At 73.2% G+C, this 17620-nt stretch carries 13 protein-coding genes and 2 pseudogenes; 12 read left to right on the top strand and 3 right to left on the bottom strand.

Annotated elements, in window-relative coordinates; all coding sequences use genetic code 11:
• Positions 1–110: 110 nt before the first annotated feature.
• From IM697_RS29520 to fusA, 3 genes and pseudogenes are all read left to right on the top strand, one after another.
• Positions 111–1328, top strand: coding sequence for a cytochrome P450 (locus tag IM697_RS29520; protein ID WP_194039138.1), 1218 nt, complete (start codon positions 111–113; stop codon positions 1326–1328).
• A gap of 42 nt (positions 1329–1370) precedes the next feature.
• A pseudogene (locus tag IM697_RS45050) lies at positions 1371–1562 on the top strand (ferredoxin); the annotation flags it as partial.
• Positions 1563–2013: 451 nt separating this feature from the next.
• Positions 2014–4074 (top strand): elongation factor G, encoded by a 2061-nt coding sequence (fusA, locus tag IM697_RS29510; protein WP_194039136.1) that lies wholly within the window; start codon positions 2014–2016, stop codon positions 4072–4074.
• A 186-nt stretch (positions 4075–4260) separates the two neighbouring features.
• Here fusA and IM697_RS29505 read toward each other — a convergent pair whose 3' ends face one another.
• Both IM697_RS29505 and IM697_RS29500 read right to left on the bottom strand, forming a co-directional pair.
• Positions 4261–4653 (bottom strand): SCO5389 family protein, encoded by a 393-nt coding sequence (locus IM697_RS29505; protein ID WP_194039135.1) that lies wholly within the window; start codon positions 4651–4653, stop codon positions 4261–4263.
• Between the two features lie 57 nt (positions 4654–4710).
• The gene (locus IM697_RS29500; protein ID WP_194039134.1) at positions 4711–5658 is read right to left on the bottom strand and encodes an ATP-binding protein; all 948 of its coding nucleotides are present in this window, start codon (positions 5656–5658) and stop codon (positions 4711–4713) included.
• Positions 5659–5823: 165 nt separating this feature from the next.
• Here IM697_RS29500 and IM697_RS29495 point away from each other — a divergent pair, with 165 nt between their 5' ends.
• From IM697_RS29495 to IM697_RS29480, 4 genes are read left to right on the top strand one after another with little or no spacing between them, the layout of a single operon-like run.
• Complete coding sequence (locus IM697_RS29495) at positions 5824–6360, top strand: GNAT family N-acetyltransferase (RefSeq protein ID WP_194039133.1); 537 nt, start codon at positions 5824–5826, stop codon at positions 6358–6360.
• A gap of 3 nt (positions 6361–6363) precedes the next feature.
• On the top strand, positions 6364–7866 hold the full coding sequence (locus tag IM697_RS29490; protein ID WP_194039132.1) for an ABC transporter substrate-binding protein: 1503 nt from the start codon (positions 6364–6366) through the stop codon (positions 7864–7866).
• 21 nt (positions 7867–7887) lie between these two features.
• Positions 7888–9657 (top strand): ABC transporter permease subunit, encoded by a 1770-nt coding sequence (locus IM697_RS29485; protein ID WP_194039131.1) that lies wholly within the window; start codon positions 7888–7890, stop codon positions 9655–9657.
• Complete coding sequence (locus IM697_RS29480; RefSeq protein ID WP_194039130.1) at positions 9654–10880, top strand: MDR family MFS transporter; 1227 nt, start codon at positions 9654–9656, stop codon at positions 10878–10880. Before IM697_RS29485 ends, IM697_RS29480 begins: the two co-directional genes overlap by 4 nt.
• Positions 10881–11610: 730 nt before the next feature.
• On the opposite strand, the gene IM697_RS29475 is transcribed toward IM697_RS29480, so the two are convergent.
• Complete coding sequence (locus IM697_RS29475; RefSeq protein WP_194039129.1) at positions 11611–12372, bottom strand: CDP-alcohol phosphatidyltransferase family protein; 762 nt, start codon at positions 12370–12372, stop codon at positions 11611–11613.
• A 108-nt stretch (positions 12373–12480) separates the two neighbouring features.
• Between IM697_RS29475 and IM697_RS29470 the strand changes: the two genes are divergently transcribed.
• From IM697_RS29470 to IM697_RS45045, 5 genes and pseudogenes are all read left to right on the top strand, one after another.
• Entirely contained in the window at positions 12481–13464 is a 984-nt protein-coding gene (locus tag IM697_RS29470; protein ID WP_194039128.1) for a zinc-dependent alcohol dehydrogenase, read from the top strand.
• 151 nt (positions 13465–13615) lie between these two features.
• Positions 13616–14014 (top strand): 6-pyruvoyl trahydropterin synthase family protein, encoded by a 399-nt coding sequence (locus tag IM697_RS29465; RefSeq protein ID WP_194039127.1) that lies wholly within the window; start codon positions 13616–13618, stop codon positions 14012–14014.
• On the top strand, positions 14011–15201 hold the full coding sequence (locus tag IM697_RS29460; protein ID WP_194039126.1) for a glycosyltransferase family 4 protein: 1191 nt from the start codon (positions 14011–14013) through the stop codon (positions 15199–15201). The genes IM697_RS29465 and IM697_RS29460 overlap by 4 nt, the downstream gene beginning before the upstream one ends.
• The gene (locus IM697_RS29455) at positions 15198–16310 is read left to right on the top strand and encodes a class I SAM-dependent methyltransferase (protein ID WP_194039125.1); all 1113 of its coding nucleotides are present in this window, start codon (positions 15198–15200) and stop codon (positions 16308–16310) included. Before IM697_RS29460 ends, IM697_RS29455 begins: the two co-directional genes overlap by 4 nt.
• Positions 16307–17473, top strand: a pseudogene (locus IM697_RS45045) (lysylphosphatidylglycerol synthase transmembrane domain-containing protein); the annotation flags it as partial. The gene IM697_RS29455 and the pseudogene IM697_RS45045, both read left to right, overlap by 4 nt.
• Positions 17474–17620: the final 147 nt, after the last annotated feature.

Below are 17620 nucleotides of genomic sequence, written 5' to 3'. Positions count from 1 at the left end.
AAGTGCATCATGCACACTTGATGCATGATGCACAACATGCGTAGCGTGCCGTGCTGTGAACGCTTCCGCGTCGCTCACCCACCTCCCACCCCCACGCAAGGTGATGACAGATGCGCGAGAACGACCTCCTCAGGCTGCCGCTGCCCAGTGACAACCCCTTGGCGCCGCCGGTCGAATGGGAGCGACTGCGCCGTCAGTGCCCGGTGGCCACCGTCGAACTGCCCAGCGGTGACAAGGCGACCTATCTGACCCGCTACGACCACGTCAAAGCCCTGCTGTCCGACGCCCGTTTCGTCCGGCCGACCGCCGAGGACACGGGCGCCGCCCGGATCGCCCCCGAAGGAGCCGGTGGTCCCGCCGCCGACGGAAGCACGGCGTTCTCCCTGCCCGACCGCGGTGAGCCGCACCTGCGTTGGCGGCGGCAGGTGGGCAAGTACTTCACCGCCAAACGCATGACCGCGCTGCGCCCCGGCATGGTGCGCACCGCCGAGGGCCTCGTCGACGACATGGTCCGGCACGGACAGCCCGCCGACCTCAAGGCCGCCCTCGGCTTCCCGCTGCCCGTCTACGTCATCTGCGACATCCTGGGCGTCCCCGCCGCCGACCGGGACCGCTTCTCGCACTGGTCCGACGCCTTCCTCAACGTCAGCCGCTACACCGCCGAACACACCCGGGCGGCGTACGGCGAGTTCGCCGAGTACATGTCGGCGCACATCGCGGCGACACGCGCCGATCCCGGCGAGGACCTGATCAGCATGGTGATCGGGGAGAGCGAGGGGGAGGGCCGGGGGCTGACCGACGACGAGCTGCTCGGCACCGCCATGGGGCTGCTGGTCGCCGGGCACGAGACCACCGCGAACATGATCGGCAAGATGGTCGCCATGCTGCTCACCGACCGCACCCGCTGGGAGCGGCTGCTGGCCGACCCCGCCCTGGTGCGCACGGCCGTCGACGAGGCGCTGCGCTTCGACGCCAACCTCGGCTTCGGCATCCGGCGCTATCTCACCGAGGACGTCGAGGTCGACGGCGAGCTGCTGCCGAGTGGCACGACCGTCGTGTGCAGCATGCCCGCCGCCAACCGCGACGAGAGCGTGTTCACCGACGCGGACGACATGGTGCTGTCCCGGTCCCCGAACCCCCATCTGACCTTCGGCTCCGGGCCCCACTCCTGCCTCGGACAGAGCCTGGCCCGCACCGAACTCCAGGTCACCCTCGACGTCCTGCTGCGCAAGCTGCCGACCCTTCGACTGGACGTGCCGGTCGACGAGTTGCAGCGAGTGGAGGGTCTCCTCGTCGGCGGACTGCGCACCGTGCCGGTGCGGTGGTGACGGCTCGCCCACCGACCCGCCAACGGCAAAAGGGCGACACCCGTGAAAGTCAACGTGGACCAGGGCCGTTGCTGCGGCGCGGGACAGTGCGTACTGATCGCGCCCGACGTCTTCGATCAACGCGACGACGACGGCATCGTCACCCTCATCGACCCCACCCCCGCGGCGGACCTGCACGCCGCCACCCGCGAGGCGGCCGCGGTGTGCCCCGCGTCGGCCATCACGATCGACGACGACTCCGAGCCGACACGGCAGGTCCCCTCCCGGCCCGGTGACGGCGGAAAAATCACATGCCTCGACCCCGCCCGGCTCCCTACACTCACCACGCAATCACGCGCCGCCCACCACGCGACGGCGCGTCGTCGTGACGAGTCGAGGGGAGCCGGGCCGTGCCTGACCGCACCGCTGCCGTCGTCTCCCCGTCCTGGTACGACCGGTACGACGTGATCCTCGTGTCCTCGTCCGCCCGGTGCCCGCTGCGCGGCCGGCACCGGATGACCGCGACGAACGCCTGAGAGCGCCCGAGCACGTCGACGTCAACGCCCCTGTCACGCCCGCACGCTGACGGGACGGCAGGCCATGGTCGCGTGCGCGTACGCCTCGTCCGTACGCATCGTCCGTACGCCTCGTCGCGGAATCGCGCTGACCCCTTTCCGTCTCCGGAACATCCGAAAGGCCAAGGGCCGTGCGCACCAACCTCAACACCCTCGCCGTCGTCCGCAACCTCGGCATCCTCGCCCACGTCGACGCCGGCAAGACCACTGTCACCGAGCGGATCCTGTACGCCACCGGCACCACGCACAAGCGCGGCGAGGTCCACGACGGCACCACCGTCACCGACTTCGATCCCCAGGAACGCGACCGTGGCATCACCATCTTCGCGGCAGCGGTGAGCTGTACCTGGGACGGTCACCGGATCAACCTCATCGACACGCCCGGGCACGTCGACTTCGCCGACGAGGTGGAGCGTTCGCTGCGTGTCCTCGACGGCGCGGTCGCGGTGTTCGACGCCGTCGCGGGCGTCGAGCCGCAGAGCGAGTCGGTGTGGCGGCAGGCCGACCGGCACGGCGTGCCCAGGATCGCCTTCGTCAACAAGCTGGACCGCGCGGGCGCCGACCTGGACACGGCCGTGGCGTCGATCCGGGAACGGCTGCATCCGGCGCCGCTGGTGGTGCAGTTCCCCATCGGCGCGGAGGACGGATTCCGCGGTGTCGTGGATCTCGTACGGATGCGGGCGCTGGTGTGGGCCGACGGCGCCGAGACGTTCGTAGCGGAAGAAGTGCCCGCCGAACTGCGGGAGGAGGCGAACCGGCGTCGGCGGCTGCTGGAGGAGGCGGTGGCCGAGCTGCACGCCGGCGCGCTGGAGGAGTTCTGCGCGCGGTCGACGCTCGCGCCGGAGACGCTGGAGCTCGCCCTGCGGGAGCTGACCCGCAGCGGTGAGGGCGTGGTCGTGCTGTGCGGCTCGGCCTACCGCAACCGCGGCGTCGAGCCGTTGCTGGACGCGGTCGTGGCCTATCTGCCGTCGCCGCTCGACGTGCCTGCCGTACGGGGTGTGCGCGACGGCGCCGACGACAAGCGGTCGGCCGAAGAAGAGCGGCCCGCCGATCCGTCGGCCCCGTTCGCGGCGCTGGCGTTCAAGGTGAGCGCCACGCCGACCGGGCGGCTCACCTACCTGCGGGTGTACTCGGGAACCGTCGAGAAGGGGGACACGGTGCTCGACACGGGCGCGCGGCGCACCGAGCGGATCGGGCGGATCCTGCGGATCCAGGCCGACCGGCACGCGCACGTGGACCGGGCGGTCGCCGGGGACATCGTGGCCGTGGTCGGGCTGAAGTCGGCGCGCGCGGGCACCACCCTGTGCGCACCGGACGCCGCGCTCGTCCTCGAACCGCCCGGTGTCGCCGAACCCGTGGTGTCCGTCGCGGTCGAGGCCCGCAGGTCCACCGACACCGACCGGCTGGCCACCGCGCTGGCCCGGCTGGCGGAGGAGGATCCGTCGCTGGTCGTGCGGACCGACGCCGAGACGGGGCAGACGGTGCTGTCCGGCATGGGCGAACTGCATCTGGAGGTCGCGGTGGAGAAGATCCGGCGGGATGTCGGCCTGGACGTCAACGTCGGCCGCCCGAGGGTCTCCTACCGCGAGACCGTCGGCCGAGGCGTGTTCGGCTTCGTCTTCCGGCATGTCAAACAGGACGGTGGGGCAGGGCAGTTCGCGCATGTGGTCCTGGAGGTGCAGCCCGCGGAAGCCGGCTTCGAGTTCCGCTCGGCCGTCGTCGGCGGGCGCGTACCGCAGGAGTACGTCCGTGCCGTCGAGGCCGGCTGCCGGGACGCCCTCGCCGAGGGCCCGCTCGGCGGTCACCCGGTGACCGGGCTGCGCGTCACCCTCACCGACGGGGCGACGCATGTGAAGGACTCCTCCGACACGGCGTTCCGCACCGCCGGCCGACTCGGTCTGCGCGAGGCCCTGCGCTCGTGTGCGATGGTCCTGCTCGAGCCGGTCGTCGAGGTCACGGTCACCGTGCCCGAGGACGCGGTGGGCACCGTCCTCGGCGACCTGGCGGCACGGCGCGGCCGGGTCTCCGGCTCGGACACCCGGGCGGGCGCGGCGGTCGTTACGGCGACCGTGCCGCTGGCCGAACTGTTCGGCTACGCGACCCGCCTGCGCAGCCGCACCCAGGGCCGCGGCACCTTCACGGCCCGGCCCACCGGCTACGCACCGGCGCCGATGACCACGGCCGCGCGGTAGACCGGCGCACGACCACACGTCGGGGTGGGCGGGGGCGACCTGGAGACGATGGCGTCCCCCCTCGACCGGCTCGGCCTGAACTACTACTTCCGGCCCCCGAACGCCAGTCCTACCCCACCCAACACCTCGCAGCCTGCGCGTCGGCCGCCCGCAAGGGGGCTCCGCCGGCGGCCCGACGTCCGGGACTCAGCAGTCCCGGAACTCCGGCGACTGATTCAGCACCTGCGCCCGCACCGAGGTGAACCGCGCATACGTCTGCCCATCCCGTACCTCGGGACGGAACGCCGCCACCCGATGGCAGTTCTGGAAGGCCAGCGTCACCCCGAAGTGGCGTTCCAGGCTGCCGCGGATCGCGTCGCTGGCGAGGGCGCGCAGGAGTTGGCCGCGCTCCTTCTCCGACGGGGGAGGGGTCTGGTTGTCGGTGAACTCGGCCGTACCGCCCTTGAGTTCGGCGGCGAGGGAGGCGATCAGGTCGTACGCGTACGGCAGCGAGGTGCGGACCGTGTCCACGAAGTCCTGCTCGCGGATGTCACCGTGCTCGGCTTCGGCGAGGAGCTTCGGGGAGACGTCGAGAGACATGTGCGGGTCTTTCCGTTCGGGGTGGGGAGGAGAAGAGGGGCAGGGAAGGGCAGGGGCTCAGAGCAGTGCCGTCGGGCCCGGCACGAAGTCCGGGTCCACCTGGGCGGCCAGGTCATGGCCCGTCCTGTCGTCCGCCCACGCGCGGGCGTTGCGCAGGTGGAACTCGACGGCGTGGCCGTGCATCGCGGCCCAGTCCTTCGGCAGCGCGTCGACCGTCTCGCGCAGGACGTTCAGGGCGTGGACGTTGGGGGACTCCAGTTCGCCCTGTTCCCGGCCCTGTTCGGCGGCGCGGATCCAGGAGGAGTGGTGCAGGTGGGTGAGGAGGTCGTCGCCCACCTCCTCCTTGAGGAAGAGCAGGTCGTCCTCGCTGGTCACCTTGTTGCCGACGACCGCGACGCGGATCCCGAACTCCCGCGCGTGGTCGCGGTACTGGCGGTAGACCGAGACGCCCTTGCGCGTGGGCTCCGCCACCAGGAAGGTCATGTCGAAGCGGGTGAACAGGCCCGACGCGAAGGCGTCCGCGCCGGCCGTCATGTCGACCACCACGTATTCGCCGGGGCCGTCGACGAGGTGGCCGAGGTAGAGCTCGACCCCGCCGAGCTTGGAGTGGTAGCAGGCCACCCCGAGGTCGCTCTCGTCGAACTCGCCCGTCACCATCAGCGGTACGTCGCCCACGCGCCGGACGTGCCGGGTGTGCAGCTCGTCGTCGCCCAGGAGGCGCAGCAGTCGGGAGCCGCGGCCGGGCGGGGTGGTCTTGATCATGGCGTCGGCGGAGGGGACGCGCGGGTTGGTGCCGCGCAGGTACTCCTTGATGTCCCGCACATGGGCGCCGAGGGGCGGGGCGTCCAGGGTGTCGCCCTCGTGGCCCAGCGCCTCGGCCAGGTGCTGGTTGATGTCGCCGTCGATGGCCAGCACGGGTGCGCCGGAGCGGGCCAGGTGGCGGGAGAAGAGTGCCGACAGGGTGGTCTTGCCGCTGCCGCCCTTGCCGACGAACGCAATACGCATCAGCGAACCGCCTCCATGGCCAGAGTAGCCTTTTTGAAAATGGATGTCATGTGGGTAGGTTGGTCGTGGCCGCGATCACTGTCAAATCGCTTGGGCCGGAAGGGGGTTGAGGGGCCAGTAGGGGTGAGGTGATCACGCCCCGCGCTTAATGCATATGATGTGCAAGTGCACGACTACAGCATCAGGGCGGCGAGCCCGGACGACCTGGACGGTGCGCGAGCCGTGATGCTCGACACCGTCTACCGCGACTTCGGCACCGGCTATGTGCCCCGCTGGCATGCGGACATCATCGACCCGGCCGCCGCCTACCTCGTCTCACCCCGCCACACGCTCCTCGTCGCGATAGACCCGCGCGACAACGGTGTCGTGGCCACGGCCGCCCTCGACTCCCGCGGCCCGGCCCACCCGCCGAACCCGCGCCATCTCGCCGAGCGCTACCCCTCCGGCGAGACCGCGCAGCTGCGCCGCGTCTACGTCCGCCCCGAGCACCGCAGGCGGGGCCTCGCCGGGCGGCTGGTCGAGGAACTGCTGTCCTTCGCGGCGGCGGACGGCGGCTACCGCGCCGTCTATCTGCACACCGACCCCAACGTGCCCGGTGCCGAGGCCTTCTGGCGCTCGCGCGGCAAGGTCGTGCACGACGAACGCGAAGAGCCGGAGGGCGCTTCCGGCGTCGTCCACTTCGAGATACCGATGGAGCGATAGCCCGTGCGACCCCGACACCGACACCGACTCCGCCCGCTCCTCGCCCTCCTCCTCTCTCCGGTGCTGGCCGGCTGCTTCGCCTCCGGCGGCACCGACTCCGCCGACGGCACCGACGCCGGCTCCCGCCTGCGCGTCGCCCTCGCCTTCCCGCCCGCCGAGAACCTCTCTCCGTACGGCGCCGACTCCACCACCCTCACCCGCCTCGGCGTCACCGAGGGCCTGACCGAGCTGGACGCCAACGGCGCCGCCACCCCCGCCCTCGCCGCCTCCTGGCGCCAGGAGAACGACCGCACCTGGCTGTTCACCCTGCGCGAGGCCACCTTCCAGGACGGCTCCGAGGTCACCCCGGCCGCGGTCGCCGCCGCCCTCACCCACGCCACACAGGCCAAGCCGGCGCCGGCCGCCCTCTCCGGCGTCACCCTCACCGCGAAGGCCGACGGCGCCACCGGCGTACGGATCACCACCGAGAACCCCGACCCCGTCCTGCCACTGCGGCTGTCCAGCCCTGCCCTCGCCGTCCTCTCCACGAAGGCGTACGACACGAAGGGCGAGGTCGACCCGGTCGGCACCGCCACCGGGCCGTTCAAGCTCACCAAGGTGATGGGCGCCACCGCCGCCACCCTCGACCGCTACGACGACTACTGGGGCGGCCGCGCCCAGGCCACCGGCATCGACGTCAAGTTCGTCGCCGACGGCATCGCCCGCGCGAGCGCCCTGCGCACCGACCAGGTCGACCTCGCCGAGGCGATCCCCGTCGCCCAGGCCGCCACCCTCGACAAGGCCACCCGCGAGGCGACCGCCACGACCCGCACCACGAGCCTGCTGCTCAACACCGGCAAGGGCCCCTTCAAGGACGCCGCGCTGCGCGCCGCCGCCCGGCAGGCCGTGGACACCTCCACGCTCGCCAAGGACGTCTACGAGGGATACGCCGACGCCGGCGCCGGCATCTACGGGCCCGCCGTCACCTGGGCCGAGGGCAGGCGGAGCGAGCCGGTCGGGCGGGCCGAGCCCGGAAAGCCCAAGGGCACCCGCATCACGCTCGCCACCTACGACAACCGGCCCGAACTGCCGGAGGTCGCCCAGGTGCTGAAGCAGCAGCTGGACAAGGCCGGGTTCGACGTCACGCTGGAGGTGCGCGAGTACTCGCGGCTGGAGAGCGACGCGCTGGCCGGCAGGTTCGACGCCTTCGTCCTCGCCCGCAACACCCTCGTCGACACCGGCGACCCCGTCTCCGTCCTGGCCAGCGACTACACCTGCGACGGCGGCTACAACATCGCCCAGCTGTGCGACAAGGACGTCGACCGGGCCGTCGCCAAGGCCGAGAAGGCGGTCGACACCGGCGAGCGGCAGGAGGCGTCGATGGCCGCCGAGGCCCGCGTCCTGGGCACCGACGCCGTCGTACCGCTGATCCACCAGCGCGTCATCACCGGCGTCGGCACCTCCGTCAGCGGCGCGCTCCTCGACCCGTACGAGCGCACCCTCGTCGGCATCGGCACCCGGCGCTGACCCGTGCGGCGCCAGGCAGTCATGCTCCTGTGGCGTGCGGGGATCGCGGCCGCCCTGGTGTGCGCCATCGGCGTGCTGCCCTGGCTGTCGCACACCGACCCGGCGCTCACCGTCCTCAAGGCCCGCTCGGCGGACCGCGACCCCACCCCCGAGGTACTCGCGGACATCCGGGCCCAACTCGGCCTGGACGCCGGCCCCTTCCCCCTGCTCGGTGACTGGCTGGGCGGGCTGTGGCACGGGGACGCCGGACGGTCCTGGCTCTCCGGCGGCGAGGTCACGCCCGCCGTGCTCCAGGCCCTCGGCGTGTCCCTGCTGCTGATGGCGGTGGCCCTGGCGGTCGCCGTGGTCACCGCCGCGCTGATCTGCGCCCGCACCCTGTGGCTCGGGGCTCGGCGGCAGCTCGGCGGACGACGGGCGGCAGGCAGCGGTTCCGCCGTCCTCGCCGCACTGCCCGAGTTCCTCACCGCATCCGTCCTCGCCACCGTCGTCGGCGTGCAACTCGGCTGGCTGCCCGCCCTCGGCTGGTACGGCTTCCGGTGGACGATCCTGCCCGCCCTCGCCCTCGGCCTGCCCGCCGGTGCCGTCCTCGGCCGGCTCCTCGACGACCTGCTGCCCGGCGCCTTCGCCGAGCCCTGGGCGCAGGCCGCCACCGCACGCGGACTGCCCGGCCGTACGGTCGCCCGCCAGGCCCTGCGCCGCTGCCTGCCCGGACTGCTGCCCAACACCGGCCTGTTCGTCGTCGGCCTGACCGGCGGTTCGGTCACCGTCGAGCAGATCTTCGACATCCCCGGCCTCGGCCGCACCACCCTCCAGGCCGCCCTCGCCCAGGACCTGCCCGTCCTCCAGGCCGGCACCCTCGCCCTCGTCCTGCTCGCCGCGGCCGCCGCCGGAGCGGCCCACCTCCTCACCCGCCTGCTCATCGGCCCCGCCCTGCGCGACGGCGCCCTGCCGTCCCTGCACCGCCCGACCCCACCCGCCCGCAGGTTCCCGCCCTTCGCATACGGCGGCCTGCTCGTCGCCGTCGTCGCCCTCGGGCTGCCCCGCGACCCCCTCGCCCTCGACACCGCCGAGCGACTCGCGGCCCCGTCCTGGGCGCACCCGTTCGGCACCGACGCCCTCGGCAGGGACGTCCTCGCCCGCGTGGGCCACGGCGCCCTGGACACCCTCCTTCTCGCCCTGGCGATCACCGGCGCCACGCTCCTCACCGGCCTGGCGCTCGGCCTGCTGCCCCGGCTGTCCGGCCCGCTCGTCGACACCGTCACCGCGCTGCCGCCGGTGCTCGTCGCCCTGCTCGTCACCGCGGTCGTCGGCAGCGGAACCACCACGCCCGCGCTCGCCGTGGCCGCCGTCGCCTGGGCGCCGCTCGCCGCCCACACCTCGGCGCTGCTGCGGCAGGAACGCGCGGCCCTCCACCTCACCGCGACCCGAGCCCTGGGCGCCGACCGCCGCTACCTCCTGCGCCACGAACTGCTCCCCGCGATCGTGCCGCCCGTCACCCGCCACGCCCTGCTCCGCCTGCCCGGCATCGCCCTGGCGCTCGCCTCGCTGGCCTTCCTCGGCCTCGGCGCCCAGCCTCCCGCACCGGAGTGGGGCCTGCTCCTCGCCGAGAACCAGCCCTACGCCGAGCGCGCCCCCTGGGCGGTCCTCGCCCCCGCCGCCGTACTCGCCCTGCTGGGCGCGCTGGCGGTGACGGCGGCCGGCGGGACACGGCGCCGGGAGAGCGGCCCCGAGCCCGTCACGAGGGCGCCCGAACAGCAGCCGGACACAAGGAAGGTGGTGGCGACCCGATGACCTCGCTCTCCCTCGGCCTGCGCAGGGCGACCGCGGACCGCCCCCGCCTCTCCCCGCTCCTGCGTCTGCTCATCCTCACCCAACTCGCCTTCAACATCGGCTTCTTCGCGGTCCTGCCCTTCCTCTCCGAGCACCTGGGGCAGGCCGTCGGCATGGCGGGCTGGCTGGTCGGGTTCGTGCTGGGGCTGCGGACGTTCAGCCAACAAGGGCTGTTCGTCGTGGGCGGCGCGCTGGCCGACCGGTACGGCATCCGGCCGGTCGTGCTCACGGGCTGCGTACTGCGGATCGCCGGATTCGCCTGGCTGGGACATGCGCGGGAGACCTGGGCGGTGATCGGGGCGGTACTGCTGATCGGGTTCGCCGCCGCGCTGTTCTCACCGGCGGTGGAGTCGGAGGTGGCCCGGCAGGCGGTGCTGTGGGAGGAGTCGGGGGCCGGCTCCCGCACCCGGGTCCTCGCGCTGCTGACGGTGGCCGGTCAGGCGGGCGCGTTCGTGGGGCCGTTGCTGGGCGCGCTGCTGCTGCCGGTGGACTTCCGCACGGTGTGCCTCGCGGGCGCCGGGATCTTCGTGCTCGTCCTCGCCGGGCACGCGTGGCTGCTGCCGCAGCACATACCCGGGCGCGGGGGCGTGCGGCTGCGCGGCGGCCTGGGGAAGCTGCTGCGCAACCGCCGCTTCCTCGCGCTGTGCTGTGCCTACGGCGCCTATCTGCTCGCCTACAACCAGCTCTACCTCGCCCTCCCCGACGAGGTGGAGCGCGCCACGGGCTCCCAGTCCGCGCTGGCCTGGCTGTTCGCCCTGTCCTCGCTGCTGGTGGTGATCGCCCAGCTGCCCGTCACCCGCTGGGTGGGGGACCGGCTCACCCTGCGCCGGTCCATGGTGGCCGGACTGCTCCTGATCGCGGCGGGCTTCACGACCGTCGCCGTCGCCCGTCCCGCCGACTGGACCGGCACGGCGGGCCTGTTGCCCGCGGCCGGCTTCGTCATCCTGCTCACCCTCGGCCAGATGCTCGTCGCACCGGTCGCGCGCGCCTGGGTCCCCGACCTCGCGGAGGAGGGCCGCCTCGGCCTCTACACCGGCGCGCTGTCCTCGATCTCCGGCCTCATCGTCCTCATCGGCAGCTCGGCGACGGGGACGCTCCTGGACACCGGGCTGCCCGCCGCCGTGCCCTGGCTGGTCTTGGCGGCCGTACCGCTTGCGGCGATCGGTGTGCTGCCGCGGAGATAGGGGCGGCGCACTTGTGACTGACCCGGCGTGGGGGCTGGGCGGGGGTGGGTCGCGCGGCCCGGCGCTGACGGGGTGCCGCCTGCGCCCACCCGTGCCGCCCCAGGCGGCACGCATGCCCGCAGCTGAAGCAGAGGGAGCGGACCGGCAGCTGAATGCGGAGCGGAGTGGACCCGCAGCTGAGGCGGAGCGATGTGGACCCGCGGCTGAAGGGGAGCGGAGTGGACCCGCGGCTGAAGGGGAGCGGAGTGGACCCGCGGCTGAAGGGGAGCGGAGTGGACCCGCAGCTGAAGCAGAGGGAGCGGACCGGCAGCTGAATGCGGAGCGGAGTGGACCCGCAGCTGAGGCGGAGCGATGTGGACCCGCGGCTGAAGGGGAGCGGAGTGGACTCGCAGCTGAAGCGGAGGGAGCGGACCCGCAGCTGAATGCGGAGCGGAGTGGACCCGCAGTTGAAGGGGAGCGGAGTGGACCCGCGGCTGAAGGGGAGCGGAGTGGACCCGCAGCTGAATGCGGAGCGGAGTGGACCCGCAGTCGCGTACGGCGGGAAGGGGACGTGGTGGGGGGTGTCCGCCCGCAGTGGCCGGCGTCAAGGAACGGTCAGCACCCTGCCCAACGCCAACCGCCGGTCCGAGGACGGACACCCCCCGCCACGGCCCCGACCCACAACGCACCCAAAGGCGCTACGCGCACCCCCACACACCCCGCACCTGCGCCGCAGGCATCCGGCTGACACTCAGGACGCCACCAGCTCCCGCACCTCCCGCCGCACCGCGACCCGCTGAACCCGCGAAGTCCGGTACAGCCACATGATGTCCCGCCCGAACGACCAGACCAGCGCCGCCAGCGCCGTCGCCGTCACCGCGAAGGTCGCCGCGTGCGGAAGGTAGCCGGACGCGGCCAGGAGCAGGAACACGCCCTGCATCGCGGCGACCGTCTTGCGGGCCGTGCTCGGGGGGAGCGCGGCGTTCAGCCAGGGCCAGACGCGGGCGGCGGCGACGAAGGCGTAGCGCATGGCGCCGATGAGGACGACCCAGGGGCCGAGCGACATCGAGACGTACACGCTCAGCACCAGGATCAGGAACGCGTCGACCTCCATGTCGAACCGCGCGCCCAGGGCTGTCGAGGTGCCGGTCCGGCGGGCCACCTTGCCGTCCACGCCGTCGAGGATCAGGGCCACCGCCGTCAGCCCGACGAACACCGTCACCGGCGGGGAACTCCGGAAGGAGTCCGCCACCAGCGCCGTCACGCCGCCGACCAGAGTCGCCCGGCCGAGGGTGACCCGGTTCGCCGGCCCGAAGGAGCGCAGCCTGGACCGGTGCAGGGCCACCGACAGCAGCGCCCATGTGGAGACGGCGAAGACGAGGCCGGTCAGCCAGCCCGCCGGCCCCAGACCGATCACCGAACCGAGCAGGGCCAGCAACAGGATCTGCACGCCCGCTCCCACAGCGGTCTCCTGCTGGACCAGCCTTGCTTCGTACGTGTTGTTCAGGGCCACCGCACATTCCTCCGGCCGGATGACAGAGTCGATCAAGGCCGCGTACTGTGCGCGACCTGTGCACACCTCGGTACGTGCACAGCTTCACGATCGTTCAGGAGGATCCCGATGAACCGCACCGCACGCGCGTTCTGGCTCAGCTCTCCGGGTGAAGGAGAGATCCGGAAGACCCACCTTCCGGAGCCGGGCGAGGGCGACGTGGTGGTGCGGTCGCTCTTCTCCGGTGTCAGCCGGGGCACCGAGACGCTCGTGTTCCGGGGCGGGGTCCCCGAGAGCCAGCACGCGGCCATGCGCGCACCGTTCCAGGAGGGCGAGTTCCCCGCTCCCGTGAAATACGGCTACCTGAGTGTCGGAGTGGTCGAGGAGGGGCCGGACGCGCTCGTCGGGCGCACCGTCTTCTGCCTCCATCCGCATCAGACGCGCTACGTCGTCCCCGCGAGCGCCGTCACCGTCGTACCGGACACCGTGCCCGCCGAACGAGCCGTCCTCGCCGGCACCGTCGAGACCGCCGTCAACGCGCTCTGGGACGCCGCGCCGCTGGTCGGCGACCGGATCGCCGTGGTAGGCGGCGGCATGATCGGCTGCTCGGTGGCCGCGCTGCTGGCCCGCTTCCCGGGCGTACGGCTGCAGTTGGTCGACGCCGACCCGGGCCGGGCCGCGGTCGCCGAGGCCCTCGGCGTCGACTTCGCCGCGCCGAACGACGCGCTCGGCGAGTGCGACCTGGTCGTCCATGCCAGCGCCACCGAGCAGGGACTCGCCCGCTCCCTGGAACTGCTCAGGGCCGAGGGCACCGTCCTCGAACTCAGCTGGTACGGCGACCGGAAGGTCGGCCTGCCGCTCGGCGAGGCCTTCCACTCCCGGCGGCTCACCATCCGCAGCAGCCAGGTCGGCACCGTCTCCCCGGCCCGCCGCGCCAGCCGTACGTACGCCGACCGGCTGGCCCTCGCCCTCGAACTGCTCGCCGACCCGGCCCTCGACGCGCTCGTCACATCAGAAAGCGCGTTCGAGGAACTGCCCGAGGTGATGCCCAAGCTCGCCTCGGGGGAGATCCAGGCTCTCTGTCACCGCGTCAGCTACACGGACACCCCCTGACGGACTCGTTCAATTGGGGACGACAAGACCGCCTGACCTGAGAAAAGGGTGAGAGGCGGCTGAACACGGGGAAGCGAAGAGCCGTACTACACGACATCCCCGGCAGCGATCAGCGGGGGATGAGGAGCGCACCGCACCTGGAGGGTGTCCGTTGTTCAGCATCACCGTCCGCGATCACATCATGATCGCCCACAGCTTCCGCGGCGAGGTCTTCGGACCCGCGCAGCGTCTGCATGGAGCGACGTTCCTGGTGGACGCCACGTTCCGGCGCGAGCAGCTGGACGACGACAACATCGTCGTCGACATCGGACTGGCCACACGGGAACTGGGTGCCGTCGTCGCAGAGCTGAACTACAGAAACCTCGACAACGAACCCGACTTCGCCGGGATCAACACCTCCACCGAGTACCTCGCCAAGGTCATCGCCGACCGGCTCGCCGAGCGGATCGAGAAGGGCGCGCTGGGCGAGGGCGCCAAGGGCCTCGCGGGTCTCACCGTCACACTGCACGAGTCGCATGTCGCCTGGGCGAGTTACGAGCGTGCGCTGTGACCGACACGACCATGGACCGGGCGGTCCCGGCAAGGCTCGGCTACCTGCCCGTGCAGCACTCCGCCCTGAAGAACGCCGAGATCATCCCCATGTCCCTGCGCTCCGTGCACTTCGTCCTGCCGGGCGGCATCGACGACCCGGCCGCGCCGAGCGGCGGCAACGCCTACGACCGGCGGGTCTGCCTGGACCTGCCCGGCTTCGGCTGGCAGGTGCACAAGCACCCGGTGGACGGCGACTGGCCGCGTCCCGGTGCGGCGGCCCGTGCGGAACTCGCCCGGACGCTGCGCGAGTTCCCGGACGGGACGGTCGTCCTGCTGGACGGGCTGGTCGCCTGCGGCGTACCCGAGATCATCGTGCCGGAGGCGCAGCGGCTGCGTCTCGCGGTCCTCGTCCATCTGCCGCTCGGCGACGAGACGGGACTGGAGCCCGCCGTCGCGGCGGAGCTGGACGCCCTGGAGCGCACGGTGCTGCGGGCCGTCCCCGCGGTGATCGCCACCAGCGACTGGGCCGTACGCCGCCTCGTCTCCCATCACGGCCTCGCCCCCGAGCGGGTCCATGTCGCCGCCCCCGGCGCCGACATCGCGCCCCTCGCCGCGGGCACCGACGGCGTCTCCCGCCTGCTGTGCGTGGCCGCCGTGACGCCGCGCAAGGGACAGCACCGGCTGGTCGAGGCGCTCGCGGCGGTGACCGACCTGCCGTGGAGCTGCGTGTGCGTGGGCGGGCTGAACCAGGACCCCGAGTACGTCGCCGAACTGCGGTCCCTCATAGCGCGGCACGGCCTGAACGACCGGCTGATCCTGGCCGGCCCGCAGGCCGGCGCCGAACTCGACGCCAGCTACAACTCCGCCGACCTCATGGTGCTCACCTCCTACGCCGAGACGTACGGCATGGCGGTGACCGAAGCGCTCGCGCGCGGCATCCCGGTGCTCGCGACGGACGTCGGGGGACTGCCGGAGGCGGTCGGCCGGGCCCCCGACGGCGGTGTCCCCGGCATCCTCGTCCCGCCGGAGAACCCCGCCGCCATCGCCGCCGAGCTGCGCGGCTGGTTCGGCGAGGCGGACGTACGACGCCGACTGAAGGCGGCGGCCCGGGGACGCCGGGCCGCTCTGAACGGCTGGGCCGGCACGGCCCGCAGCCTGGCCTCGGTACTGGGCCGACTGCCGAACGAACCCCGGAGGGCGGCATGAGGAAGACGGCGACGACACAGGGCGGGGGCACGATCCCCGTCCAGCCGGGCCCGAGGGACGCCACGGGTGCCGCCGGGAAGCCCGGACCGGGGCGCGGGATCGTTTCAGCGGAGGGTGACATGAGCGGTGTGTCCGTACCGGCGGCAGGAGACACGGACGCCGTGATCCTCGGCGCCGGTCCCACTGTCGGCCCCGGCGAGCGAAGCGAGATGGGGGTTCCCCCGGCCGAAGGCCGGGGGAGGGCCACCGTACGGCTCAGGGACGCCGGGCCGGACGACCCGCCCCGCTACGCCCCCGAGTGGCTGGAACTGCGGGAAGGCCCCGACTCGGCCGCGCGGGCACACGACCTGCTCGACCCGCTGCGCATCCGGCTCGCCAACCTCCCCGGACGGGCCGGCGGACTGGTCATCCACGACCTGGGCTGCGGCACCGGCTCGATGGGCCGTTGGCTCGCGCCCCACCTGGACGGCGCCCAGCACTGGGTCCTGCACGACCGCGACCCCTACCTGCTGCACTTCGCCGCCGTCGCCTCCCCGCGCTCGTCCGCCGACGGCAGCCGCGTCACGGTCGAGACCCGCCGCGGCGACATCGGCCGCCTCACCCCGGACGCCCTCCTCGGCGCCTCCCTGGTGACGGCGTCCGCACTGCTGGACGTCCTCACCCGCGAGGAGATCGACACCCTCGCCACCGCCTGCGCGGGCGCCGGCTGCCCGGCGCTGCTGACGCTCTCCGTCGCCGGGCGCGTCGAACTCACCCCGTCCGACCCGCTGGACAGGGAGATCGCCGAGGCGTTCAACGCCCACCAGCGGCGCTCGGGTCTGCTGGGCCCGGACGCGGTCACGGCGGCGGCCGAGGCCTTCTCCGAACACGGCGCGACCGTCCAGGTCCATCCGAGCCCCTGGCGGCTCGGCCCCGGCGAGTCGGCGCTCACCGCCCAGTGGCTGCGCGGCTGGGTCGGCGCGGCGGTCGAGCAGCGCCCCGAACTGCGCGAGCGCGCCGACCGCTATCTGACCGAACGCCTCGCCGCCTGCCAGGCCGGCGAACTGCGCGTGGTCGTCCACCACAGCGACCTGCTCGCACTGTGCCGACCGACGGGCGGGGCGTCATGAGCGTGGAGACGGTGGCGTGGACACGCGCCGAGCGCCGCGGCGCCAAGCCGCGAGGCCGGCGAGCGGGCCGCTCGGACGAGACCAGCGGGCCGGTGGCGGGCGTGGGTGTCGCGGTCGTGGAGAGGCCGACGGCAGCCACGGACGCAGCCGTGTCCGAGCGGGCTCTGATGGCGCGTGCGGGGGTCGCACCGGCCCCGACGGCCCCCGTGGGCGCCCCCGTCTCCCACCCCGTCGCCGTCTCCCCCTCCCGCATCGGCGTCATCGTCACCGAGCCCCGCCCCGAGCCGGCCGACCCGGCCCGCCCCCGCACTTCCTTCCGCACCGTCCTGACCCGCCTCAACACCCCGACCATCCGCACCCACTTCGGCACGGCCGTCGGCGTCGTCATCCTCGTCGTGCTGTTCTGGCGGCTGGGCACCGGCGTCTTCCTCGACGGGCTGCGGCGGATCGACGCCCCGGCGCTGGTCGCGGCGCTCGGAATCGGGGCCGTCACCACCGTGTTCAGCGCCTGGCGTTGGCAGTTGGTGGCCCGGGGGCTGCGGATCCGGCTGCCGCTCTGGCCGGCCGTCGGCGACTACTACCGGGCGCTGTTCCTCAACGCGGCCCTCCCCGGCGGCGTCCTCGGCGATGTGCACCGGGCCGTGCGGCACGGGCAGAGCGCCGGTGACCTGGGGCGCGGCGTCCGCGCGGTCGTGCTGGAGCGCACCGCCGGTCAGCTCGTCCTCGCGGCCGTCGGCGCCGTCGTACTGCTGACCATGCCGTCCCCGGTGCTGAACGAGGCCCGCGACATCACCCCGCTGATCCTGTTCGCAGGCGTCGGCACGCTCGCCGTCGTGGCGGCCGTACGCATGAACCGGGCGCCGTCACGCCGCGGCCGGAGCGGCCCGACGGCTCTGCGCACGACGCTCACCGAGGCACGCGAGGCCCTGCTGTCCCGTCGCAACGGCCCCGGTGTCGCCGTCTCCTCCGCCGTCGTGCTCGCCGGGCACCTCGGGATGTTCGTGCTCGCGGCCCGGGTCGCCGGGTCCGACGCCTCCGTCGCCGTTCTGCTGCCGCTCGCCGTCCTGGCGCTGCTCGCGATGGGCCTGCCCCTGAACGTCGGCGGCTGGGGTCCCCGAGAGGGCGTCACCGCCTGGGCGTTCGGCGCCGCAGGGCTGGGCGCGACCACCGGACTCGCCGTCGCCGTCGTGTACGGCGTGCTCAGCTTCGTGGCCGCGCTGCCCGGGCTCCTCGTCCTCGTCGCCCGCTGGTACACCGGCCTGCGCGCGGGCGAAGGGCCCGCCGTGACCATGGCGGACCCGGAGCCCAGC

The organism is Streptomyces ferrugineus (assembly GCF_015160855.1).
Taxonomy (GTDB): domain Bacteria; phylum Actinomycetota; class Actinomycetes; order Streptomycetales; family Streptomycetaceae; genus Streptomyces; species Streptomyces ferrugineus.
This window is presented reverse-complemented; position numbering and strand designations above follow the sequence as displayed.

Excerpts from the sequence above, each read along its gene's own strand:
- IM697_RS29520 (WP_194039138.1), top strand. The coding sequence starts at position 111 with ATGCGCGAGAACGACCTCCTCAGGCTGCCGCTGCCCAGTGACAACCCC.
- IM697_RS29505 (WP_194039135.1), bottom strand. The coding sequence starts at position 4,653 with ATGTCTCTCGACGTCTCCCCGAAGCTCCTCGCCGAAGCCGAGCACGGT.
- IM697_RS29500 (WP_194039134.1), bottom strand. The coding sequence starts at position 5,658 with ATGCGTATTGCGTTCGTCGGCAAGGGCGGCAGCGGCAAGACCACCCTG.
- IM697_RS29485 (WP_194039131.1), top strand. The coding sequence starts at position 7,888 with ATGCTCCTGTGGCGTGCGGGGATCGCGGCCGCCCTGGTGTGCGCCATC.
- IM697_RS29480 (WP_194039130.1), top strand. The coding sequence starts at position 9,654 with ATGACCTCGCTCTCCCTCGGCCTGCGCAGGGCGACCGCGGACCGCCCC.
- IM697_RS29470 (WP_194039128.1), top strand. The coding sequence starts at position 12,481 with ATGAACCGCACCGCACGCGCGTTCTGGCTCAGCTCTCCGGGTGAAGGA.
- IM697_RS29455 (WP_194039125.1), top strand. The coding sequence starts at position 15,198 with ATGAGGAAGACGGCGACGACACAGGGCGGGGGCACGATCCCCGTCCAG.